General features: G+C 74.0%; 18 protein-coding genes and 3 pseudogenes. 3 read left to right on the top strand and 18 right to left on the bottom strand.

The genetic code is table 11. From position 1 onward, the window contains the following. The coding region (locus tag ABZ449_RS33670) for a DUF4192 domain-containing protein (protein WP_360353721.1) at positions 1–1,358 on the bottom strand (1,358 nt) is incomplete at its 3' end. Positions 1,359–1,587: 229 nt separating this feature from the next. On the opposite strand from ABZ449_RS33670, the gene ABZ449_RS33675 reads away from it, so the two are divergent. Both ABZ449_RS33675 and ABZ449_RS33680 read left to right on the top strand, forming a co-directional pair. Beyond that, complete coding sequence (locus ABZ449_RS33675) at positions 1,588–3,783, top strand: RecQ family ATP-dependent DNA helicase (protein ID WP_360353723.1); 2,196 nt, start codon at positions 1,588–1,590, stop codon at positions 3,781–3,783. Between the two features lie 429 nt (positions 3,784–4,212). Next, positions 4,213–4,866 carry a hypothetical protein gene (locus ABZ449_RS33680; RefSeq protein ID WP_360353767.1) on the top strand — a complete coding sequence of 218 codons (654 nt, stop codon included), beginning with the start codon at positions 4,213–4,215 and terminating at the stop codon, positions 4,864–4,866. A gap of 115 nt (positions 4,867–4,981) precedes the next feature. Here ABZ449_RS33680 and ABZ449_RS33685 read toward each other — a convergent pair whose 3' ends face one another. The 3 genes from ABZ449_RS33685 to ABZ449_RS33695 form a co-directional block, all read right to left on the bottom strand. Then, a complete protein-coding gene (locus ABZ449_RS33685) occupies positions 4,982–5,632 on the bottom strand; it encodes a hypothetical protein (protein WP_360353725.1) in 651 nt (216 codons plus the stop codon). A 101-nt stretch (positions 5,633–5,733) separates the two neighbouring features. Then, positions 5,734–6,432 (bottom strand): ribonuclease HII, encoded by a 699-nt coding sequence (locus ABZ449_RS33690; protein WP_360353727.1) that lies wholly within the window; start codon positions 6,430–6,432, stop codon positions 5,734–5,736. Positions 6,433–6,634: 202 nt separating this feature from the next. Continuing rightward, a complete protein-coding gene (locus ABZ449_RS33695) occupies positions 6,635–7,186 on the bottom strand; it encodes a TetR/AcrR family transcriptional regulator (protein WP_360353728.1) in 552 nt (183 codons plus the stop codon). A gap of 482 nt (positions 7,187–7,668) precedes the next feature. Here ABZ449_RS33695 and ABZ449_RS33700 point away from each other — a divergent pair, with 482 nt between their 5' ends. Next, positions 7,669–9,210, top strand: a complete 1,542-nt coding sequence (locus tag ABZ449_RS33700) for an MFS transporter (protein ID WP_360353768.1) — start codon at positions 7,669–7,671, stop codon at positions 9,208–9,210. A 143-nt stretch (positions 9,211–9,353) separates the two neighbouring features. On the opposite strand, the gene ABZ449_RS33705 is transcribed toward ABZ449_RS33700, so the two are convergent. From ABZ449_RS33705 to ABZ449_RS33770, 14 genes and pseudogenes are all read right to left on the bottom strand, one after another. Then, a complete protein-coding gene (locus ABZ449_RS33705) occupies positions 9,354–10,877 on the bottom strand; it encodes a DUF4173 domain-containing protein (protein WP_360353730.1) in 1,524 nt (507 codons plus the stop codon). A 461-nt stretch (positions 10,878–11,338) separates the two neighbouring features. Then, the gene (locus ABZ449_RS33710) at positions 11,339–12,196 is read right to left on the bottom strand and encodes a carbohydrate ABC transporter permease (RefSeq protein ID WP_360353732.1); all 858 of its coding nucleotides are present in this window, start codon (positions 12,194–12,196) and stop codon (positions 11,339–11,341) included. A gap of 158 nt (positions 12,197–12,354) precedes the next feature. Further along, positions 12,355–13,407 (bottom strand): sugar ABC transporter permease, encoded by a 1,053-nt coding sequence (locus tag ABZ449_RS33715; RefSeq protein WP_360353734.1) that lies wholly within the window; start codon positions 13,405–13,407, stop codon positions 12,355–12,357. Between the two features lie 115 nt (positions 13,408–13,522). After that, positions 13,523–14,911: an ABC transporter substrate-binding protein gene (locus ABZ449_RS33720; protein ID WP_360353735.1), complete on the bottom strand. Its 1,389-nt coding sequence runs from the start codon at positions 14,909–14,911 to the stop codon at positions 13,523–13,525. Positions 14,912–15,236: 325 nt separating this feature from the next. Further along, entirely contained in the window at positions 15,237–16,451 is a 1,215-nt protein-coding gene (locus tag ABZ449_RS33725; protein ID WP_360353737.1) for a cytochrome P450, read from the bottom strand. Between the two features lie 35 nt (positions 16,452–16,486). Next, positions 16,487–17,731 carry a cytochrome P450 gene (locus ABZ449_RS33730; protein ID WP_360353738.1) on the bottom strand — a complete coding sequence of 415 codons (1,245 nt, stop codon included), beginning with the start codon at positions 17,729–17,731 and terminating at the stop codon, positions 16,487–16,489. Positions 17,732–17,994: 263 nt separating this feature from the next. Then, a pseudogene (locus ABZ449_RS33735) lies at positions 17,995–18,618 on the bottom strand (ATP/GTP-binding protein); the annotation flags it as partial. Next, entirely contained in the window at positions 18,599–18,967 is a 369-nt protein-coding gene (locus ABZ449_RS33740; RefSeq protein ID WP_360353740.1) for a DUF742 domain-containing protein, read from the bottom strand. The pseudogene ABZ449_RS33735 and the gene ABZ449_RS33740, both read right to left, overlap by 20 nt. Then, a complete protein-coding gene (locus tag ABZ449_RS33745; RefSeq protein WP_360353742.1) occupies positions 18,964–19,401 on the bottom strand; it encodes a roadblock/LC7 domain-containing protein in 438 nt (145 codons plus the stop codon). The genes ABZ449_RS33740 and ABZ449_RS33745 overlap by 4 nt, the downstream gene beginning before the upstream one ends. Next, positions 19,401–21,188 carry an ATP-binding protein gene (locus tag ABZ449_RS33750; RefSeq protein WP_360353743.1) on the bottom strand — a complete coding sequence of 596 codons (1,788 nt, stop codon included), beginning with the start codon at positions 21,186–21,188 and terminating at the stop codon, positions 19,401–19,403. The genes ABZ449_RS33745 and ABZ449_RS33750 overlap by 1 nt, the downstream gene beginning before the upstream one ends. A 271-nt stretch (positions 21,189–21,459) precedes the next feature. Next, a pseudogene (locus ABZ449_RS33755) lies at positions 21,460–21,672 on the bottom strand (Clp protease N-terminal domain-containing protein); the annotation flags it as partial. Between the two features lie 78 nt (positions 21,673–21,750). Continuing rightward, positions 21,751–22,041: pseudogene (locus ABZ449_RS33760) on the bottom strand (Clp protease N-terminal domain-containing protein); the annotation flags it as partial. Positions 22,042–22,044: 3 nt separating this feature from the next. Then, a complete protein-coding gene (locus ABZ449_RS33765; RefSeq protein ID WP_360353745.1) occupies positions 22,045–22,281 on the bottom strand; it encodes an RNA polymerase subunit sigma-70 in 237 nt (78 codons plus the stop codon). A gap of 58 nt (positions 22,282–22,339) precedes the next feature. Beyond that, positions 22,340–23,098 carry an NAD(P)H-binding protein gene (locus tag ABZ449_RS33770; protein WP_360353747.1) on the bottom strand — a complete coding sequence of 253 codons (759 nt, stop codon included), beginning with the start codon at positions 23,096–23,098 and terminating at the stop codon, positions 22,340–22,342. Positions 23,099–23,131 lie beyond the last annotated feature (33 nt).

Genomic DNA, 23,131 nt, shown 5'->3' on the forward strand with positions numbered 1-23,131 from the left:
GCCGGGCCTTCCGGGCCGTCGGGCGCGCCCGGGCCCGGGTCGGCCGGTGCCGCCGCCGGGGACGAGCCCTTCCGGCGACCGCCCCGCCGATGCCGTCGAGCACCGGCCGACCTCCCCGGCCGTTCGCCGGGGGCCGCACCCGCCTCCGGGGCAGCGGGCCCGGGGCGGCCTTCGGCACCGGTCGGCGCCCCTTCGGCGGGCGCGGAAGCCTCGTCGCCCGGCGCTCCGCCGACCGGAGGCCGCGGACCCCCGGCCGGGGCCGCCGCGACCTCGGGCTCCTCGCGCCGCCGCCGCTGGGCCTCGACGGCGGTCAACAGGCCCTCGGGCGTCATGCCGTCGTTGAGCGACTCGTAGAGCAGTTCGGCCAACAGGTAGCCCGGGGCGAGCCGCAGGACGTGGCCGAGCACCACCCGGGCCGTCGCCGTGTCCCCGGCGACCCAGGACGTCCAGGCCAGCAGGGTGAGCGGGGCCACCGCGCAGCCCTCGTACGGCGGCACGGCCCGCCGGGCGAGGAAGCGCCAGAGCCGCTCGGCCGCGGCCAGTTCGGCGGGCCGGGCGAACTCGACGCCGCGGTCCCGCACCAGGCGGTCCCGCAGGGCGAGCAGCAGCTGGGCCGTACGGTCCGCATCGAGTTCCCTGGCCCCGGCCCGGAACTCGGCAACGGCCTGGTCGAGCAGGGCGATGCGCTGCTCCCTGGCGAGGGCGTCCACGGCCTCGGCCCGGGCGAGCGCCTCGCGCTGGGCGGAGGCCTCCGGCGGACCGATCGGGTCCAGCCCCCCGATGATCGCCTTCCGGCTGCCGCGCGGCACCAGGCCGGCGACCGTCGCGGCGGCCGCCGCCGGGCCGGGTTCGGGACCGCGCCGCACCGGATTGCCCGCCGCGTCGCAGCATCCGTCACCACGGCAGAGGAAGGACCACCAGCGGCCGTTCGAGACGCACAGCGACTCCTTGACGGCCACGCCCCGGCGCCCGAAGGCCGCCCGGAGGGCCTCCGCCAGCGGCCGTAGCCCGTCCACCACCGGCGGGGCGTGGGCCGTGCCGGGATCCTGGCAGAGGTAGAGGAGCACCTGGAGCGGCCGGGCACCGTGCCGCTCGGAGAGGGCGACCAGCAGGGCGGCCGTCTCCTCCGCCGCGGCCGGCCACTGCGCGGGCGACCGCGGCAGGTCCGCCCGGATCACCCCGCCCTGGTGGAGGCCGGGGCCGTGGAGCCCGACCGCGACGATGCTGTCGTCGGGGTAGAAGCCCAGGAAGTACGGAAGCAGCTCGGCCATGTCGGCCGGACCGCGCATGACGACCGACCGGTGGTCGGAGGCCGGACCGAGGGACAGAATGACGTGTTCGTTGTTCATCGCGTTCATGGCCGCAAGACTGGACGCAATCCGCGGACGACGCCGGAACCGAATTTTTTCTGTGGATAACCCCGCCCCCGAATTTCCCTTCGCTCGTTCGGAGCAGGCGACACGCCCTCCCACGAGTGGGTTTTTGACTGCCGTTCAGCGGGCCGGCGGATGAAATACACCCCGCCTTCCCCCGCTTCCCCTCCCCCGCATTCGTCGCTTGTCGGCGGTACGGGGTTACATGGACGCCATGCAGCAGCCCGACATCCACACCACCGCCACCGCCGACCGCGCCGAGGTCCGGGCGCGGGCCGAGGCCGTCCTGCGCGAGCTCGCCGGCCCCGGAGCCGCCCTGCGCGAGGACCAGTGGACGGCCATCGAGGCCCTCGTGGTCGACCGCCGCCGTGCCCTGGTCGTCCAGCGCACCGGCTGGGGGAAGTCCGCGGTCTACTTCATCGCCACCGCCCTGCTCCGGGCCCGCGGCTCCGGGCCGACGGTGATCGTCTCGCCGCTGCTCGCCCTGATGCGCAACCAGGTCGAGTCGGCCGGCCGGGCCGGCATCCACGCCCGCACCATCAACTCGGCCAACACCGACGAATGGGCGGCGATCCAGGAGGAGGTCGCCGCGGGGAAGGTCGACATCCTGCTGGTCAGCCCCGAGCGGCTGAACAACCCGGACTTCCGCGACCAGGTGCTGCCCGAGCTCGCCGCCTCCACCGGCCTGCTGGTGGTCGACGAGGCGCACTGCATCTCGGACTGGGGGCACGACTTCCGCCCCGACTACCGCCGGCTGCGCACCATGCTCGCGGACCTGCCGGCCGGCGTCCCGGTGCTGGCCACCACCGCCACCGCCAACGCCCGGGTCACGGCGGACGTCGCCGAGCAGCTCGGCACCGGCGCCACCGACGAGCACGCCCTGGTGCTGCGCGGGCCGCTCGAGCGGGAGAGCCTCACCCTGGGCGTGCTCTCCCTCCCGGACCCCGCCCACCGCCTCGCCTGGCTGGCCGACCACCTGGAGCGGCTCCCCGGCTCGGGCATCGTCTACACCCTGACGGTGGCCGCCGCCGAGGAGGTGACGGCCTTCCTGCGCGAGCGCGGCTTCCCGGTGGCCTCCTACTCCGGCCGCACGGAGGACGCCGAGCGCCGCACCGCCGAGGCCGACCTGCTGGCCAACCGGGTCAAGGCGCTGGTCGCCACCTCCGCGCTCGGCATGGGCTTCGACAAGCCCGACCTCGGCTTCGTGGTGCACCTCGGCTCGCCCAGCTCGCCGATCGCCTACTACCAGCAGGTCGGCCGCGCCGGCCGCGGGGTGGACCGGGCCGAGGTGCTGCTGCTGCCCGGGCGCGAGGACGAGGCGATCTGGCGCTACTTCGCCTCGTTGGCCTTCCCGCCGGAGGAACAGGTGCGCCGCACCATCGACGCCCTGGCCGAGGCCGGCCGGCCGCTCTCCACCGCCGCCCTGGAGCCCCGGGTGGACCTGCGCCGGGCCCGGCTGGAGACCATGCTCAAGGTCCTCGACGTGGACGGCGCCGTCCGCCGGGTCAAGGGCGGCTGGACCGCCACCGGCCAGAGCTGGACGTACGACGGCGCCCGCTATGCCAAGGTCGCCGCCTCCCGGGAGGCGGAGCAGCGGGCGATGCGCGACTATGCGGCGGGCACCGGCTGCCGGATGGAGTTCCTGCGCCGCCAGCTGGACGACGAGCAGGCCGTGCCGTGCGGGCGGTGCGACAACTGCGCGGGGCCGCTGCACACCCCGGACGTCTCCGCCGAGACGCTGGCGGCCGCCCGGGCCGCGCTCGGCCGCCCCGGCGTGAGCTTCGAGCCGCGCCGACTGTGGCCGACCGGGATGGACGCGCTGGGGGTGCCGCTCAAGGGCCGGATCCCGGCGGGCGAGCAGGCGGAGACCGGCCGGGCACTGGGCCGGCTGTCCGACATCGGCTGGGGCACCCGGCTGCGCACCCTGCTCGCCGAGCAGGCGCCGGACGTGCCGGTGCCCGGCGAGGCGGTGGACGCGCTGGTGGCGGTGCTCGCCGACTGGGCCCGGGGCCCGGGCGGCTGGGCCGGGCCCGCGACGACGGAGGGCACCCGGTTGGAGCGGCCGGTCGGCCTGGTGACGATGGCCTCCTCGACCAGGCCGCAGCTGGTCGGCAGCCTGGGCGCCCGGATCGCCGAGATCGGGCGGCTTCCGCTGCTCGGCCGGATCGACTACGCCGGCGGGCTGCCCCCGCACGGCGCCCGCAGCAACAGCGCCCAGCGGCTGCACTCGCTGGCCGGCGCGCTGGTCCTGCCCCCGGAGGTGGAGCAGGCGGTGGCGGCCGCCGGTGGGCCGGTACTGCTGGTGGACGACCTCGTCGACTCGGGGTGGACGGTCACCGTGGCCGCCCGGCTGCTGCGCCGGGCGGGAGCGAGCGCGGTGCTGCCGCTGGTGCTGGCCGTACAGGGGTGACGGAACGGCGGAGAGCCGTCGAAACAGCCCACCGACTCACCCGAACGGCCTAACGGAAAGGATCAGCCGAAGCGATTTCGCTCACACCGGTCGAGCGGCCCGAGAAAGGAGTGGTCACCATGCCTATGACGGTTCGCCCCGCCCACCGGGCGTTGTGGATCAAGGCCCGGAGGCACCTTCTCGGCGCTCGGTCCGCAGTGGAACATATCCGGCAGACCATGGGCTATCGGGTGGCGTTCATCATTTCATCGTTGCCGCTCTGCCCCCGGTGCCCTGAGAATTGGGAGGTACCCGAAACCCGGTCCGCTGGACCCGCCCTTCGGCGTACCCAGGCACCCGCCTGCCCACGGGCCAGGAAGGAGGATCGTGATCAACGGTATCGGCCGAGGTCAGAATCCCTTCTCCAGGAGTCCGGAACCCAGACGGGTACTGGACCTGGAGACCTGGACCGCCTCGGGGATCCCGTTGCTGCGCGACCCCCGCGAGTTCGTCCTGGAACTGCACCAGCGCCACCTGCCCCAGCCGGGCACCGTCGTGGTCGCCGTCGTGGACGCGCTCCACCGCCTCGTCGCCTCGGCCTCGTTCACCCCCTGGCCGCACGACACCGACGGCTGGCAGCACCGCAACGCGCTGCTGACGCACCTGCGCCGGATCGTTCCGCACGACCTGCGGCTGTCCGAGCCGACCCGCACGGCCCTGCTGCTGCGCTGCCGCGACGGCGCACCCGGCTGGACGGAGCAGGACGGCGCCTGGATGTGGGCACTGCGAGACGCGTCCGTGCTCCACGGACTGCGCTGCGGCGCGTACATCGGGCTCACCCCAGCGGGTTGGCAGGTCCTCGGGGACGGACGGGGCGGACGCAACCCGCACGCGGGCTCGTGGGCCGACGGACCGGTGCACACCGTCACGGAACTGCCGCCGCGCTCGGCACTGGACGCCCCGCGCGGCCACCGCAGCCGCCGGCAGACCGCCGAGCAGGCCACACGCGGCGAGGACGCGGCACGCTCCCCCGAGTCCGAGGCCCCCTGGGCCCCGGCGCGGGTCGCAGCGGCCGAGGCGACCCGCCGCACCGGCACGCGCTGAGTCCGCACGGGCCACCGGCCCCACCGGCGGTCGACACCGGGCGCCGAGCGCCGTGGGACGGACCCCAGGCCCGGCACCGTACGGCGGCACCGGGCCCGGGGTGGACGACTGTTGGTCAGGCCTTGACCGGACGGCCCGGCGCGGCTCCGGCCGTGCCCGCGGCAGCCGGGCCGGCGTCGCCGCAGACCACCAGCAGCGCGGTCGCGTGGCCGAGCGCCTCGGTGTACGCCTCGGCGGCCCGGGCGGACGGTCCGCCGTTGACCACCAGGACGACCACCTCGCGGCGGACCGGACGGGTCAGCGCGGCGTCGGCGTAGAACACGTCCCCGCCCTCGGCGAGCTGCGCCCAGTAGCGCTCCTCGCCGAAGGAGAGCTCGTGCTGCTGCCACGGGTGAGCCTCGCCGACCGTCAGCACCAGGATGCCGCCGGGGTCGCGGCCGGACTCCAGCAGCAGGTCGACCGTCTCGTCGGCGCGCTCCACCGCCTGCGCCGGGGTGGCGGCGATCCGCTGGACCTCCACCCGCGGTGCGGCGGAGGCCGGGGGGCGCGGCGCCGGCCCGGGCTTGGGGATCAGTCGCGGCGGGCCCGGACGGGCGGCACGCGGCGGGGCCGGGCGCGGGGGCGCCGGACGGGGGCCGGGAACCGGGGCGGCGACGGTGGTGGTGGGTGCGGTGGCGGGGGCTTGTGCGTCCGACTCGCGGGGGAAGGGAACGCCGGGGCCCGGGAGGCTCTCGTGAATCTCCGGCTCCTCGGGGAAGACAGGCATACCCGGATATCTATCAAATGCCGGTCGGGCGCGCACGGGCACCCCACCCATTGGGCACCGGTATCCCGCCGCCCCCTCCCGGGGCAATTCAAGACGGATCGTCAGAAACCGAGCGTCAGCTGTTCGTCGGCGGACCCACGGCCGTCGCCCGCGCCCTCCCGAACACGCTTGAGATGACGCCACTTCGGCAGTGCGTCCAAGTACGCCCAGGAGAGCCGGTGGTGCCCGGTGGGGCCGAACTCCTCCAGTGCGGCGCGGTGCACCGGGGACGGATAGCCGGCGTTGTCGGCGAAGCCGTACTCCGGACACTCCTCGCCCAGTTCGGCCATCAGGCCGTCGCGGTGGACCTTGGCGAGCACCGAGGCGGCGGAGACGCAGATGCAGGACTGGTCACCCTTGATCACCGTGCGCACCCGCCAGGGTCCACCGAGGTAGTCGTGCTTGCCGTCCAGGATCACCGCGTCGGGTTCGACCGGCAGCGCCTCCAGCGCGCGGACGGCGGCCAGCCGAAGCGCCGCCGTCATGCCGAGCTCGTCGCACTCCTGCGGGGAGGCCTGCCCGAGCGCGTACGCGGTGACCCAGTCGGCGAGGACGGGGGCGAGCGCGCGGCGGCGCAGCTCGGTGAGCAGCTTGGAGTCGGTCAGCCCCTCCGGCGCCTTGCGCAGACCGGTGACGGCCGCGCCCACGGTGACCGGCCCGGCCCAGGCGCCGCGCCCGACCTCGTCGAGACCGACGACGATCTTGGCGCCGGCCCGGCGGAGCGAGCGTTCGACGGAGTGCGTCGGGGGGACGATGGGCATGGCGGTTTCCGTTCGGCGGGGGCAGCCTCCAGCCTAAGCCCGGCCCGCGCCCGCCGAGTCCGCCTCCCGGCGGGAAGCGGCCGCCGTCGGCCGGGCCGGCGGGGCCCGCCAGCCCGGCCGCCCGGTCCCAGGCCACCCGGGTCCAGGCCGCCTGGGCCCGGGGCGCCGGGCATCGACCGTCGCGGGCCGGATGCCGGCCGCCTCAGGCCCGGATCATCGGTTCCAGCACCTCGTCCACCAGCCGGCCGGCGAAGCCTGGCCCCAGGCTCTCCAGCCCGCGGATCTTGACCTGGTAGAGCAGCACCGCCGGGATGACGTCCGCCACCAGGGGGGTGGCGGCGCCGGGCCGGACGTCGCCGCGCTCGGCGCCACGGCGCAGGATCTCCAGGATGGTCCGCGCGGTCGGCTCGATGACCCGGTCGGTGATGAAGGCCTTGAAGACCTCGGCCCGCTCGTGGTCGATCTCACCCATCAGCGCATTGAGCGCGGAGCCCACCCGGGAGGTCATCGCCTGGGTGAACCCCTCGACGAGCAGGTGGAGTTCGTCCCGCGCGGACCCGAGGTCGGGGGTGTCGTAAGGGCGTGGGAGAGTGGCGTCCAGGGCGTCGATGACGAGTTCGTCCTTGGATGCCCAGCGCCGGTAGAGCGCGGCCTTCCCGGTCCGCGCCGCACTGGCGACCCCTTCCATGGTCAGCCGCGCGTAACCGCCGGAGGTGAGCTGGTCGAGCGCGGCCTCGAAGATCGCGTTCTCCAACTCCTTCCCCCGGCGCCGCGCCGGCCGCCTCAGCGCCTGGTGGGCGGCCCGCACCGGACAGAAGGCCGGTTCCACGCCCGACCCGTCCGACCTGTCCGACCTGTCCGACCCGCCGCCCGGCTCCGCGCCGACCCCGGCGCCCCGCCCCGCGGCCACCGCCCCGGCGTCCGCCTCCGGGGGTCGAACGGCCGCCTCCCCCGACGCCGGACCCGCCGGACCCGCCGGGCCTCCCACCGGCCCTCCCGAAGAACCTCCCGGCGACCGACCGGACCGGTCCGCCATCAGGCGCCGCACCAACCGCTCCATCGCCACCCTCCTTAAGGAACGCTTGCGTTCACAATCACAGCCAGGTTATCGTCCCGCTTAGTGAACGATCCCGTTCCCTCCCGGCCCGCGCAAGAGCGCACGGCCACACCCGGACCGGCGACTCCGCCGAAGCCGCACCACCGAGCACATAGCCAGCAGGGGGCACATTCGTGGCTATATCCGACACGCTCAGCAAGAACTCGCCGCCGCGGACGAGCCAGGGGCGGGGCAAGGGCATCACCCTGACCGTCATCGCGGCCACCCAGCTCATGGTGGTCCTCGACGCGACCATCGTGAACATCGCGCTGCCGCACATCAAGGACGCCCTGGGCTTCTCCACCACCGACCTGTCGTGGGTCATCAACGCCTACACCCTGACCTTCGGCGGGCTGCTGCTGCTCGGCGGTCGCGCGGGTGACATCCTCGGCCGCCGCCGGGTGTTCATCTTCGGCACCCTGCTGTTCGGCCTGGCCTCGCTGCTCGGCGGTTTCGCGCAGGACAGCACCCTGCTGCTGGCGGCCCGCGCGCTCCAGGGCATCGGCGGCGCGATCTGTTCCCCGACCGCCTTCGCCCTGATCGCCACCAACTTCGACGAGGGGCCGGAACGCAACCGCGCCTTCGGCGTGTTCTCGGCGGTGGCCGGTTCGGGCGCCGCCATCGGCCTGCTGGCCGGCGGCCTGCTCACCGAGTACCTGAACTGGCGCTGGGTGTTCTTCGTCAACGTGCCGATCGCGATCCTGATCGCGATCGCCGCGCCGCGCTACATCGCCGAGTCCGAGCGCCACCCGGGCCGCTTCGACCTGCCCGGCGCACTCACCTCGACGCTCGGCCTGGTCGGCCTGGTCTACGGATTCATCCGGGCCGCCTCGGACGGCTGGTCGGACGGCATCACGCTCGGCTCCTTCGCGGCCGGCGCGATCCTGCTCGCCGCCTTCCTCGTGGTCGAGAACCGCACCGACCAGCCGATCACCCCGATGCACCTGTTCGCCGACCGCAACCGCACCGGCGGCCTGGTGATGATGCTCTGCCTGGCCGCGGCCATGTTCGGCATCTTCTTCTACGTCGTGCTGTTCGTGCAGGGTCCGCTCGGCTACAGCCCGCTGAAGGCCGGAGTCTCCTTCCTCCCGATCAGCGTCGCGATCATCATCGCCGCGCAGATCGCCTCCAACCTCCAGGCCAAGTACGGCCCCAAGCCCTTCATGGCGGGCGGCGCGCTGCTGGTCACCGTCGGCCTCACCTGGCTGACCCAGATGGGCAAGGACAGCGGCTACCTGGACGGGGTACTCGGCCCCACGGTGGTGTTCGGCTTCGGCATGGGTCTGATCTTCGTCCCGGTGATGCTGCTCTCCGTCGCCGGTGTCCCGGGCGAGGAGACCGGGGCCGCCTCCGGTCTCCTCAACTCGATGCAGCAGATCGGCGGTTCGCTCGGCCTGTCGATCCTGACCACGGTCTTCGCGCACTACGCCACGGCCGAGGCCACCGCGCAGCTGCCGAAGTTCATGGAGAGTGCGAAGCCGGAGCAGCTGGCCTACCTCCAGCAGCACCACGAGTTCCCGCAGGGCACGGACGCCGCCAACTCCGTGCTGACCGCGGGCATTTCGCACGGCTTCATCGTGGGAGCCGCACTCGCGGCGGTCGCCCTGCTGGTCGCGGTCTTCGTGATCAAGGCCAAGGCCAGCGACCTGCCGAGCGGCTCCTCCGCCGTCGCCATGCACTGACGCCGCCACGACGGACGACACCGCGGCGCGCTGACGCCGCCACGACGCGGCGCCACCACCGCCGCAACGAGCCCAGGGCCGGCCGGGAGCAACACGCTCCCGGCCGGCCCTGCCGCCGTCCGAGGGGCCCCGCCCCGGTCGGCCTACCGGTCGCGGTACGGCAGCCCCGCCCGGTCGCAGGCGTTGCGGCCCGATTCCGTCGAGCCCATCAGCGGCCGCTCCGCCAGGATCTCCCGGGCCCTGACGGCCGCGAGGTTGGTCGCGTACCAGGACCTCGACTCCTCGCCCGGGCCCGAGGCGATCAGCTGCAGCGCACAACTCCGCTGCGGCTCGGGGAGCCGGTCCAGGGCGGGCACCGCGTCCGCCGAGAGACGGCGGACGTTGCGCAGGTCGATCGCCGCGGTGTGCGGGTCGGTCCGCAGCGCCCGCTCGTACCGACTGACGTTCTGCTCGGCGACGATCGCGTCCGGGCCCATCAGGCCGTAGACCGCGACGGTGAGCATCCCGCTGAGGACGACGACGCGGGGCAGCCAGCCGGTGCGGCGGGTCAGCCCGGCGGCGATCAGCAGAAGGAAGACGGCGCCCAGCCAGACCTCGACCACCAGCACCCAGAGCCGCAGCCGGGTGAGCCCCGAGGCGTCCACGTAGAACCACATCCGGCCGAGCGCCGAGGCGACCACGGCCAGCGCCAGCAGGCAGAGCAGCCCGAGCAGGATCCGAGCCATCCGGTGGTCGGCCGCGGTGGTGCGCGGCGCCCACCGCTTGGCGACCGCCACCACGACCAGTGTCAGCACGGTGATCACGCTCAGCTGCCAGAAGCCCTGCCGGGCGTACTCGGAGCGGCTCATCCCGGTGTTGCCCAGCACGGCGTCCGCACCGCCGAGCACCACCACGGCCTGGATCGCCGCGAAGACCCCGAACATCAGATTGAGCGCGACCAGCGGCAGCGCCCACTCCAGCCGGCGCCGCTCCCGGCCCGGCCGGATCACCGTGCGGTCCCAGCGGCGCGGGCCGGCGGCCATGTGCGCGAAGCCCAGCGCGGTCACCGCGCCGAGAACGAACAGCAGGCCGCGCCCCGGGAGTTGGTCGAGGTCGAGGTCCGGGCTGAGACTGCCCAGCAGGTCCGCCATGGCCGCGTCGGCGCTGGCGAAGAGCAGGCCGAAGACAGTCAGCAGGACGGCGGCGACCGCGAGCGCCTTGAGCACCGGGACGACCCGGTTGCGGCCGGGCAGCGGCCGCCGGTCCATGCTCTCCCAGGCCCAGACCGCCGAGGGCACCAGCTGCCACAGGATGCCGGGCAGCGGGAACAGCACACCCGCCCAGCGGCGGCCGCCGTGCAGCGCCAGCGAGGCCAGGGCGAGCGCGCCGACCGCGGCCAGCGCCGCCGGCCAGGAGGCGTCCCGCCAGGCCGGAACGGCGAGCAGAGCGAGGGCGAGCAGGCTCCACACCGCCGTCCAGGGCCGGATCCGGCGACCGGCCGCCCGGGCGGTGATCCCCGCCCCGACGGCGATGACGGCGCCGAGCACCAGCAGGTTGGGCCCCAGGCCGTCGTAGAGCAGCCAGGCCGTCAGCAGGCCGGTGAGCAGGGCCGCCAGCGCGACCTTCGGCGTGGCCACCGTCCGGCGCTCGGGGTCGCTGTGGCACAGCCAGGCGCCGGCCGAGGGCACGGGCGTGCCGGGAACCCGGCCCGGGCCCGGTCGCCCCTGCGGGCCCTGCGGGCCGGGGCCCGTCGGTGCACGGTACGGGTCGTACGGGTCATACGCCCCGGGTGTGCCATGCGGGTTGTGCGACGCGGTCGGGCCCGACGCCCCAGCCGGCCCGGTCGGACCCGGCACCCCGGTCGCCCCCTGCGGTTCGGCGGAATCGGCCGAACCAGCCGAACCGGCTGAACCAACCGAATCGGCTGAACCAGGTGAATCGTGCGAATCGGACGAGGCAGGCATGGACGGACCTGACATGAGTCCCCCTCAGTGGTCGGCGGGCATGCGGAGACCACCCACCCGTCGGGGGCGGCCCACCGGCGGGCGCGCTCGGCGCCCCGGCCGCTGCCGACTGTAGACCATTCTGAACAGGTTCAAAAGTTGACTCTGAACGCGTTCAGAACACCCTCGCCACCAAGGACTCCCCGCTACCCCTTCACCGACCCGGCCAGCAACCCCCGGACGAAGTACCGCTGGAGGCTGAAGAAGACGATCAGCGGCACGACGATCGACAGGAACGCCCCGGCCGTCAGCAGCTCCCAGCGTCCGCCGAGCGAGCCGGACAGCTGGGCCAGCCGCACCGTCATCGGCGCCACCTCCGGCGTGCCTCCCGCGAAGGTCAGCGCCACCAGCAGGTCGTTCCAGACCCACAGGAACTGGAAGATCGCGAACGAGGCCAGCGCCGGGGTGCACAGCGGCAGCACGATCGAACGGAAGACCTTGAAGTGCGAGGCGCCGTCCACCACCGCGGCCTCCATCAGGTCGCGCGGCAGCTGGGCGATGAAGTTGTGCAGCAGGAACACCGCCAGCGGCAGCGCGAACATGGTGTGCGCCAACCAGACCGGCGCGTAGCTGCCCTTCAGGTCCACCGCCGGGATCAGCGTCAGCGGGCCCAGGTGGGCGCCGCCGGCGAACAGCCGCAGCAGCGGGATCAGCGCCATCTGGAGCGGCACCACCTGGAGCGCGAACACCGTGAAGAAGACCGCGTCGCTCCCCCGGAACCGCACCCAGGCCAGGGCGTACGCCGCCATCGCCGCCAGCGCCAGCGGGAAGACCGTCGCCGGGATGCTGATCGCCAGCGAGTTGACCAGGAAGGGCATCAGGCCGCTGGAGACGCCGGATCCGCCTTCGAACAGCACCGAGTGGTAGTTGCCGAGGCCGAGGTCGGGGTGGAGGAAGGCGTTCCACCAGCCGCTGGCGGTCACGTCCTGCTTGGGCCGCAGCGAGGTCACCAGCAGGCCCAGCGTCGGGATCGTCCAGAGCACCGTCATCACGATCACGAACACCGAGGCCAGCGGACTGCTGAAGGCCTTCCGTACCGGACCCGCCGGACCCACCGGACCCGTCGAACCCGCCGGCGGCACCCGCCGCACCGCCTTCACCCGCCGCGCGGACCTCACCGGCCGCGGCGCCTCCACCGCCCCCTCCCGGCCTTCCGTCCCCGTCACCGGACCTCACGCTCCTTCCGCAGCTGCAGGATGTTGTAGGCCACCAGCGGCAGCACCGCGAGGAAGAGGAGCACCGCGAGGGCGCTGCCCCGCCCGGAGTTGAACTGCACGAAGGACTGCGAGTACATCTCGTTGGCCAGCACCTGGGTGCCGAAGTTGCCGCCGGTCATGGTGCGGACGATGTCGAAGGCCTTCAGGGTGATGATCATGACGGTGGTCAGCACGACCATCACCGTGGTGCGGATCATCGGCACGGTGACGTGCCAGAACAGCCGCACCCCGCGCGCGCCGTCCAGCCGGGCCGCCTCCACGACCTCGTCCGGGATCGCCTTGATCGCCGCCGACAGCACCACCATCGCGAAGCCGGTCTGCACCCAGACCATCACCGCCATCAGCAGGAAGGTGTTCAGCGGCTGCGAGAGCAACCAGTTCGGCGGATCGTCCCAGCCCACCGCGACGGCGAGTTGGCTGAGCAAGCCGATCTGCGGCTGGCCCGGCCCGCGCGACTCGTAGACGAACTTGAAGATGATCGACGCGCCGACCAGCGAGATCGCCATCGGCATGAAGATCAGGGACTTGTACACCGACTGGCCGCGCATCCGGTCCACCAGCAACGCCAGCACCAGTCCCAGCCCGGTCGCCACCAGCGGCGCGACCACCAGCCAGAGCAGCGTGTTGACCAGCACCTTCTGCACCGAGTCGGAGGTGAAGGCCCAGCCGAAGTTCTCGCCGCCGACGAACCGGGTGCCGTCGTCGTTCTGGAGGCTGAGGTAGACCGTGCGGACCAGCGGCACGACCAGGCCGACGGCCAGCAGCAGCACCGCCGGGCCGAGGAACACCGCGACCGCCAGCGGACGGGCCAGGCGGCCCCGGGCGCGGCCGGCGACCAGGAAGACCACCAGCAGGATGCCGAGGAAGCCCGCGACGGCGCCGAAGGTGTTGCCGAACTTGACCGCCGCGTCGGTCCAGGCGCCGGCCGCCAGTCTCCCGGCGTTCAGATGGTCGGCGGCCAGCTCGGCAACGGGTGGCGGGAATCCGGGTACGGACATGGCTGCACGTCCCTTCGGGCGTGGTGGGAAGGGGGCGGGCGGTGCGGGTGGGTGGCCCCGCACCGCCCTCGACAGGTGGTCCCGGGTGCGCGCCGGCAGCGGCCCGGCCTCGCGGCTACTGCGGCCAGGCGGCGTCGATGTCGGCGGCGGTCTTCTGGATCGACTGCCCCTCGGCGAACCAGGCGGTCAGCGACTTCCACTCCTGCCCGGAGCCCACGGCGGCCGGCATCAGGTCGGAGCCGTCGAAGCGGAAGGTCGCCGACGGGTCGGTCAGCGCCTCGGCCGACAGCTTGTCGATCGGGTCGGTGTACAGGCTCTTGTCCACGCCCTGGTTGGCCGAGACCCAGCCGCTCGCGGTCTTCACCCGGCTGCTCGCCCAGTCCGAGCTGGACAGGTAGTTCTGCACCGCCTGCACCTCGGGCCGGCCGGAGAAGGCCGCCAGGAACTCGCCGCCGCCCTCGACCGGATTGGCGACCGACGGGTTCACCGCGGGCAGGTGGAACGCGAAGACGTCCCCGTCCGGGCCGACCTTGGTGCCCTTGGGCCACTGCGCCTCGTAGAACGAGGCCTGCTGGAGCATCGCGCACTTGCCGCCCAGGATCGGGGTGCCCGCGTCCTGGAAGGTCGTGGTGGCGATCGACTTCACGTCACCGAAGCCCGCGTTGACCCAGGCCGGGTTCTGCATCCAGTCGGCGACCGTCTTCATCGCGGCGGTGATCTTCTGGTCGGAGAACTTCACCTGGTGGCCGACCCACTGGTCGTACACCTCGCCGCCGTACGATCCGAGCACCACCTCCTCCAGCCAGTCGGTGGCCGGCCAGCCGGTGGCCGTCCCGGAGGCGATGCCGCCGCACCACGGCCTGGCGCCGCCCGCCTGGGCGATCCTGTCGCTGAGGGCCATCAGGTCGGCCCAGGTCTTGGGCACCTCGTAGCCGCCCGCTTTGAAGGCCTTCGGCGAGTACCAGACCAGGGACTTCATGTTGGCGCTCATCGGGGCCGCGTAGAACGTGCCGTTGACCGAGCCGTACGTCCGCCAGATCGGGCTCCACTTCTCCTGGTTGGCGACGGTCTGGGCGGGCGGCTTCACCACCTTGCCGCTCTTCACCATCTGTGCCAGCAGGCCCGGCTGCGGGATGATCGCGAAGTCCGGGGCGTTGCCACCGGAGACCCGGACCGGCAGCTGGGACTCGAAGTCGTTCGATCCCTCGTAACTGATCTTGATCCCGGTGCACTTGCCGAACTCGGCCCAGGACTTCTCCAGGTTGTCCGACTCCGGGCTCAGGATCGAGGCGAACACCGTCACGGTGGTACCCGCGTGCCCGGCGTACGGCTGGTACTTGGCACAGTCACCGGACAGCGACGCGGCCGATCCACCTCCGCCGCCACCCGAACCACCGGAGCTGTTGGAGCACGCCGCGGTCAGCGCCAGCGCGGACACCAGGGCGGACACGGCGGCCAGACGGCGACGGGAACTCGGTTGCCGCGCGGTCGGGTTGAGGGTCAATGCGGTTCTCCTCGCCAGGGCGTGCTGCCGACGGTGGACTGAACGACATTGCGCTGTACCGGAGATGGGCCTGCAGGAATCACGGATGGGATCACGGATGGGATCACGGGCGAACGGCGGCCGGACTGATCGAAGACGTTAACGCAGCCGCCGCCCCTCGCCAAGGTCCACGTTCGACCTTCACAAGCCGGTGTCCCGACCGTGACCCGCGACCAGGCGGCTCCCGGACCGCCACCGCCAGAAGTCGAAGGCCCCGACCGGAAACCCGGACGGGACCGATGACATGACGACGTATCAGGTCCGGTAAGGGGTCGGGCCGGCCCGGTCAGAACAGCCGGATCGGCACCTCCAGCAGGCTGTTCACCACCAGCGAGGGGCTCGGCCGCAGTTCGTCGTCCGGCACCGCGAGCGACAGCCCCGGGAAGCGCTCGAAGAGCGCGGGCAGCGCGATCCCCGCCTCCAGCCGGGCCAGCGGGGAGCCCGGGCAGACGTGCGGGCCGTGGCCGAAGGACAGGTGCCGGGTCGGGTCCCGGGTGACGTCGAAGACCTCGGCCGTCACCCCGTGCTGGAGCGGGTCGCGGCCGATCGCGTTGTACGAGACCAGCACCGGCTCGCCGGCCGGGATCACCACCTCGCCGACCGGGATGTCCTGCGCGGCGAACCGGAACAGGAAGTTGCTGGTCGGCGGCGTCCAGCGGAGCGACTCCTCCACCACCGCGTCCCAGGAGACCCGACCCGAACGCACCAGCTCCAGCTGGTCCGGGTGGGTCAGCAGCGCCCGCACCGCGTTGCCGATCAGGTTCACCGTGGTCTCGTGACCGGCCGCGATGATCACCCGCAGGGTGGCCGCCGCCTCCGCGTCCGTCAGCGCCCCGCCCTCGGTGTCGGCCGCCAGCAGCACGCTCGCCAGGTCCTCGCCGGGAGCCGAACGGCGCTGCGCCACCAGACCGTTGACGAAGGCGTTCAGTGCGGCCACGGTCGCCTGGATGCCCTCCGGGTTCGGCTTGATGCCGAAGAACCGCTCGTACAGGTCGCGCAGCAGGCCGTGGTCCGACTCCGGAACGCCCAGCAGCGAGCAGATCACCGTCATCGGCAGCGGGAAGGCGAAGGCCGTCTTGAGGTCCACCACCGGCTCGCCCGCCGCCAGGGCGTCCAGCAGCGCGTGGGTGACCTCCTCGACGCGCGGACGCATCAGCTCCACCCGGCGCGGGGTGAAGGCCTGCGCGACCAGCGCCCGCAGCCTGCGGTGCGCGGCGCCGTCCGTGGTCACCATGCTCGGGCCGGGCACCGCCAGGCCGATCAGCGGCCAGGTCTTCGGCACCTCGCCGCGTTGGTAGGCCGCCCAGTGCGCGGCGTCCTTCACCAGCCGGGCGTCGGTCAGCAGGTCGCGCGCGGCGGCGTGCTGCGTCACCGCCCAGGCGGCGACCCCGCCGGGCAGCTCGACCGGCACCACCGGGCCGGCGGCCCGCAGCAGCGCGCCCTCGGCCGCGTTGTCACGGGCCAGCGGGTCGAGGACTATTCGGGCCGGGGCAGCGGTCATCGACGACTCTCTTTCGAACGGCGGGTGTTGAACGGTCAGGCCGGCTGGCCCGGGGTGAACGAGACCGGCAGCGCCACCAGCCCCCGCACCCAGGCCGACGGCCGCCACACCAGTGCGTGCTCGGCCACCGCCAGCCGCAGGTCCGGCAGCCGGTCGAGCAGCACCTCGATCGCGGTGGTGGCGATCACCTCGGCCGCCTCCTGGGCCGGGAAGGGGCAGCCGTGCTCGCCGTACGAGTAGCTCATGTGCGCCCGGTTCCCCTCCGCCGGGCGGCCGTCCGCCTGCCGGACCGACGGGTCGGCGTTGGCCCCGGCGATGCCGAGCAGGATGAGGTCCCCCTCACCGATCCGCTGCCCGCCCAGCTGGGTGTCCCGGACCGCCCAGCGGCCGGCGAAGATCTGGGTCGGGGTGTCCTCCCAGAGCGCCTCGTTCAGCGCCTGGCTGATGCTGCGGCGGCCTCCGGCCAGCGAGGCGGCGAACCGCTCGTCGGTGAGCATCAGCCGCAGCGCGTTGGAGATCCAGTACGAGCTCGGCTGGTGGCCGGCGATCAGCAGCACCCGCAGGTCGCGCATCACCTCGTCGTGGGTCAGCCCGGCCGGGTGCGCCAGCATCCGCGAGGCGACGTCGGCGCCCGGGTACTCGGCCTTCTCCTCGACCAGCGCGAGCATCAGCTCCAGCAGCCGCTGGGCGCCGGCCGGCGCGTCCGGGCCGCCGTCCAGCATCGCCAGCAGCGCCGCGATCAGCTGCGGCGCCTGCTCCTCGTCCAGGCCGAGCACCCGGCACAGCACCAGCAGCGGCATCCGGTGCGCGTACTCGGCGACCAGGTCGGCCTCGCCACGCCCGGCGAACTCGTCGATCAGCCCGTCGGCGATCTCCTCGGCGTGCTTGCGCAGCTCGTACGGGTCGATCCCGGCCAGCGCGTCGGTGACCGCGCGCGAGCGCCGGACGTGCTCCTCGCCCTCGGCGTAGAGGATCGAGGGCACGGGCGCCATCATCGGCTTCAGCGGCCAGTCGGCGGGCAGCACCTCCCAGGCGTGCCAGCGGCTGGAGTCACGGCCGAACAGCTGCGGCTGGCCGGTCACCTGCTGGAGCTCGCGGTAGCCGATGACCAGCCAGGCGGGCACACCGCCGGCCAGCTCGACCGGGGCGACCGGGCCGTGCGCGGCGCGCAGCTCGCGGTAGAGCTGGGCGGGGTCGGTCTGGAAGCGCGGCCCGTACAGCGGCGTGGCGCCGGCGTGCGCCGGGCAGCCCGGGGGCGGGGTGGCGGCGGGCTCGGTCACGGGGTGCTCTCCTCGTAGATCGCGGTGCGGGACCCTGCCGGGGCGGGCGCTCGCCCGGCGGCGGTGACCAGGACGGCGCCCTCGGCCGGGGCCCGGCCGTCGAGCAGGGCCTGGCCACCGGTCGGGGACCCGCCGTCAGTCAGGGCCCCGCCATCAGTCGGGGCCTGGCCGTCAGTCAGGGCCTGGCCGTCAGTCAGGGCCTGGCCGTCGGCCGGCGCCCCACCGTCGGTCAGGATCTCGCCGTCGGCCAGGGCCGTCCGGTCGGCCCCGGCCAGGGCGGCCAGGTGGTGGACCAGGGCGATCAGCACCCGCTTGCCGGACTCGCGGTCACGCGCGTCGCAGTCCACCAGCGGTACCCCGGCCGGCAGGTCCAGCGCCTCGCGGACCTGCTCCAGGGTGTGGCCCGGCTCGCCGAAGTTGTTGCGGGCCACGATGAACGGCGTGCCGTGGTGCTCCAGCCGGTCGATCGCGTACCAGGAGTCCTCCAGCCGCCGGGTGTCCACCAGGACGACCGCGCCCAGGGCTCCGCTGAACAGCCGGTCCCAGAGGAACCAGAAGCGCTCCTGTCCGGGCGCGCCGAACAGGTACAGCACCTGGCGCTCGGAGAGGGTGATCCGGCCGAAGTCGAAGGCGACCGTGGTGGAGCGCTTGCCCCAGGCTCCGGCCGGGTCGATGCCCTCGCCCGCCTTGGTCATCACCTCTTCGGTGTTCAGCGGGCGGATCTCGCTGACCGAGCCGACCAGCGTGGTCTTGCCCACCCCGAAGCCGCCGACCACGACGATCTTCAGCGCGTTGTCGGCGGTCGCCCGCAGCGGGGTGCGCGCGCCGGCGGTCCGGGCTCCGGCGTCGTCGGCGGCGTCCCGCGCGTCAGAGCTGTTGGAGGCCATGCAGCACCTGCTTCAGCGTGTCGAGGTCGGGCAGCCGGGCCTTGTTCGGCGCGAACCGGGGGTGGCGGGCGGTGACCGCCCCGGACTCCAGCAGGTCGCCGAGGAGGATCTTCACCACCGAGACGGGCAGCGCCAGCTCCGCCGCCACCTCCACGACGGCGGTCGGAGCCTCGCACATCCGCAGGATCCGGGCGTGCTCCGACTGCATCCCGGGCGCCGGCTGCCGCTCGGCGACGATCAGGGTGACCAGGTCGAAGGCGTTCTCCGGAGCCCGGCTGCGGCCCCGGGTGATGGTGTAGAGGCGGTCCGGATCGTCGTCACGGCCCGGCAGCACCGGCCCGGCATTCATATGCCGGCGCTCTCATGCGCGGCGGCCTCGCCTTCCGCCGACCGGGCGGGCGCGCTGAGGTGGATCCCGATCTGCTCGATCAGGCCGTGCATGTTGTGGCCGACCACGCCGACGTCCGCTTCGTCGTCCGTGACCACCGCGAGGTGCGCGCCCTCACCGGCCGCCACGATGCACAGGATGCCGCCGTGGAACTCGGTCATCGACTGCCGCACGCCGCCGCTGCCGTCGCCGAACTCGATCGAGGCGCCGTGCGCCAGGCTCTGCAGGCCGGAGGCGATGGCGGCCAGCTGGTCGGCCTGGTCGGTGCTCAGCCCGGCGGTGTGGCACAGCTTGAGGCCGTCGGCGGAGAGAACCAGGGCGTGCCGGGTGCCGGGGGTCGCCGCCAGCAGGTTCTCCAACAGCCAGTCGAGGTCGCGGTCGGTGGCGCTGCTCATCAGGTGTCCTTCTCGGTGACGGGGGAAGCGTCGGGCATGGTGTCGGGCTCCGTGGTCGGCGCCCCGGCAGGGGGCTGCTCCGCCCCTTCGGGACGGGCGACGGCCCGGCGGAACGCACCGAACCGGGCGGCCGCACCGGCCGCGTCGGTGCTCACGGTCTTCACGGTCCTGGCCGCCGCGGGGGCGGTGGTGGCCAGCGTCTGCCCGCGACGGCGCTGCGGCAGGCCACTGTCGGTCATCCGGGCGGGAGCGGCGGGCGCGGGCGTCGTCCCGGGCACGGGCGTCGCGGCGGGCACAACCGGCAGGGCGGGCGCGGTGGCACCCTGCGTCCCGGCGGGGGTCCGCTGCGCGAGGGGCGCCGGAGGCAGGGAGGCGGGCGCGGGGCGCGCCGAGGCGAGCGCGGGGCGCGCGGTCTCCGCGGCCGGCGCCTGAGCCGGGACGGACGCCCGGACGGGCGCCGGGCTGGCGGCCGGCACCGAGTGCGTGACGAGCTGCTGCGGGATCAGCATCACCACGCCGGTACCGCCGCGCGCCGACGGCCGGAAGGAGATCTGCAGCCCGTGCTTGCGCGCCAGCACGCCGACCACCGCGAGCCCCAGCCGGGTACCGGCGGAGAGCGTGGTGAGGTCCAGCGGCTCGGCGGAGACGGCCCGCTCGGCCCGGCGCAGCCAGCTGTCGCTCAGGCCCAGCCCACTGTCCTCGACGGTGACCACCAGCCCGGCGGGCACCTCCTCGACGTAGACGTGCACCTCGGCCGGCGGAGCGGAGAAGTTGGTGGCGTTGTCCAGCAGTTCGGCCAGCGCGTGCATCACGCCCTCGGCCGCGTACCCGGCGACCGCGGCGCTGCTGGCGTTGTGCAGCCGCACCCGCTGGTAGGCGCCGATCCGGCCGAGCGCGCCGCGCAGCACCGACTCCACCGCGATCGGCTTGGCCCATCGGCGGCCCGAGCGGGCGCCGGTGAGCACCGCGATGCTGTCGGCCATCCGGCCCGCCTGGGCGGTCGAGTGGTCCAGGCTCAACAGGTCGCCGAGGACGTCCTCGTCGTGCCGGTGCTGCATCTCGCGCAGCTCGGCGTGCATGCTCGTGGCCAACGCCTGGACCCGCCCGGCGGCGGTCGCGCAGACGGCCAGCGCGGCGGCCCGCAGCCGCTCGCCGCGGCCGATCTCCTCGCCGACGGCGCGCAGCAGCGCGTACTGGGGGTGCTTGCGGTGGACGGCCAGCGCGCTGTCCACGGCCGCGCCGGCCCGCAGCTTCGTCACCACCTCGGGCAGCACGCCCTCGGGTATCCGGGCCAGCTCGGCGCGCTCCGACTCGGCCCGGGTCCGCTCGCTCTCCGCCCCGGCCCGATCGGCGTCGAGTTCGGCCCGCAGCCGGGCCAGCTCGGCGTGCGCGGCGGTGACGTCCGCCTCGGCGCGGGCCTGCTCGGCGCGGGCGGCGTCCCGCTCGGCGAGCGCGGCGGCGGCGCGGTCGGCGGCGGCCGTCTCGGCCTGCCGGGCCGTGCCCGCGGCGACCAGCGCGGCCCGGGTCTCCTCGTGCTGGGCGGCCAGGTCCTCGGTCAGCGTGCGGGTGCGCTCGGCGCCGGACGCCGCGAGCCCGACGGTGATCAGCCAGAGCACCGTGACGGCGCCCACCGCGAGGGCGGTGAGCGGCTGGTGCGCGCCGAACGCCCGGACGATGCCGACCGGCGCGGCGACCAGCGCCAGCAGCACGGCGGCCGCGGTCAGGGCGGCGGTGCGCGGCGCGGGCCGTCGGCGCGATCGGCCGTCGGGGCTGGTGGCTTCTCTCATCGGTGCGGTCCTCGGCAACGTCGGCGGGCGGCGGCGCGGGCGGCGGGTCGGCGACGGTTGCGGCCGCCGACAGCCGGGTCGGGCGCATACGGACCGCCCGGCGACGTGACGAAACGTCTCCGGGCGTCTGATCGGTTCACGCTTTCGGCCGATCATATCGATTCAGACATAGGCCTCAAGCGGCCAGTTGACGGCCAATCTCCTACCTTCACGCCGCCCACACCGCACCACGACGCCGCCGACGCCGCCGACGCCCACCCGGCCCCCCCGGTCAGGCCCCGGCCCCCTGCCCGAGCCTCCCCTCGACCGCCCGCCGAACGGCGACCGGATCCAGCCCATGGTCGGCGATCACCCGTGCCCCGAGCCCCTCCCCCTCGCGCAGCACCCCGAGCAGCAGGTGCCCCACCGCGATCTCCCCCGACTTCAGCCGCAGCGACTCGCGCAGCGACAGCTCCAGCGCCTTCTTCGCCCGAGGGCTGAACGGGCTGCGCCCCGGCTTCGACTCCCCGGAACGGAACCAGCCGCGCCGCTTGGCTTCCCCGTCCGGCGGCGTGTCCAGCGCGCCCTCCCCGAAGGCCGATTCCACCGCGGCCCGGACGGCGTCCAGGTCCACTCCGATCGAGGCCAGTGCCTCGGCGTCGCCGCCCGGTCCGAGCAGCCGCACCACCGCGCGACGCGCCGTCTCGTGCCCCAGGCCCATCGTGATCAGGACGTCGGCCGCCGGGTCGCCCGATATGGTCAGGATCGCCAGCAGCAGGTGTTCCGTCCCGATGTGACCGTGCCGCAGGTCCCGAGCCTCCTGCTGGGCCCCGGTCACCACCTGCCGCGCCGCGTCGGTGAACCGTTCGAACATCGCTCAGCCTCCGTCCTCGCCCTTGCCGGCTCCGCGCTTCGCGTACTTCTTGTGCACCGCTTGCCTGGTCACCCCGAGGCACACCGCGATGTCCTGCCAAGACCAGCCCTGCGAACGGGCACTGCCCACTTGCAGGCCCTCCAGGCGGTCCGCCAGATCGCGCAGCGCACGGACCGCCCGGAGCCCCACGGCGGGGTCACGACTGCTCGCGGCGGCCGCGAGCTCTCCGCTCTCGCTCATGATGTCAACTGTGGTTGACACTCGCGCGCTTGTCAACCCTGGTTGACAATCACGGGGCTCACCCGAACCGCCGCTCCAGCGCCTCCTCGAAGGTCCCCCGGCCCACCGCCCGGTCCGGCGTCAGGTTGCCGCCCTCGCGCAGCCCCCGGCCGACCGCGCCCGGCAGCCGCAGCGGCAGCAGCAGCCGCCGTTTGCCCGCCGCCCGGAGGTACGCCCCGGCCAGCTCCCGGTACGAGCGCACCTGCGGGCCGCCGACCTCCGGCGCGAAGCCGGCCGGTTCCTCCCCCACCAGGTCCGCGACCGCCGCCGCCACCTCCCGGACGTCCACCGGCTGGAACCGCACCCCGCCGACCACCGGGAACACCGGCAGCTTCGCCGAGGCGCCGAAGACCCGCAGCAGCAGGTCGTGGAACTGCGTCGCCCGCAGCACCGTCCAGCCCAGCCCCGACTCCCGCACCACCTGCTCACAGGCGAGCTTGGTGTTGTAGTACGCGATCGGGACCCGGTCGATCCCGACGATCGACACGTACACCAGGTGCCGCACCCCGGCCTCCCGGGCCCGGGTCACCAGGGTCCGCACCCCGGCCAGGTCCTCCTTCTTCTGCGTGGTCGCGCAGTCCACCACCACCTCGACCCCGGCCATCGCCTCCGCGATCCCGGCGCCGGTCACCAGGTCCCCGACCGCCCACTCGACCCCGTCACCCCCGCCCCGCGCCCGCCGGCTCAGCCCCCGCACCGCCACCCCGCGCGCCACCAGCAGCCGCACCACCTCCCGCCCGAGCGTGCCCGTCGCCCCGGTCACCAGCACCGTTCCCATCACCACACCACTCCTTCTCGGAAGGCTCGGAAG

The sequence above is a fragment of the Kitasatospora sp. NPDC005856 genome (genome assembly GCF_040629945.1).
Classification (GTDB): Bacteria; Actinomycetota; Actinomycetes; order Streptomycetales; family Streptomycetaceae; genus Kitasatospora.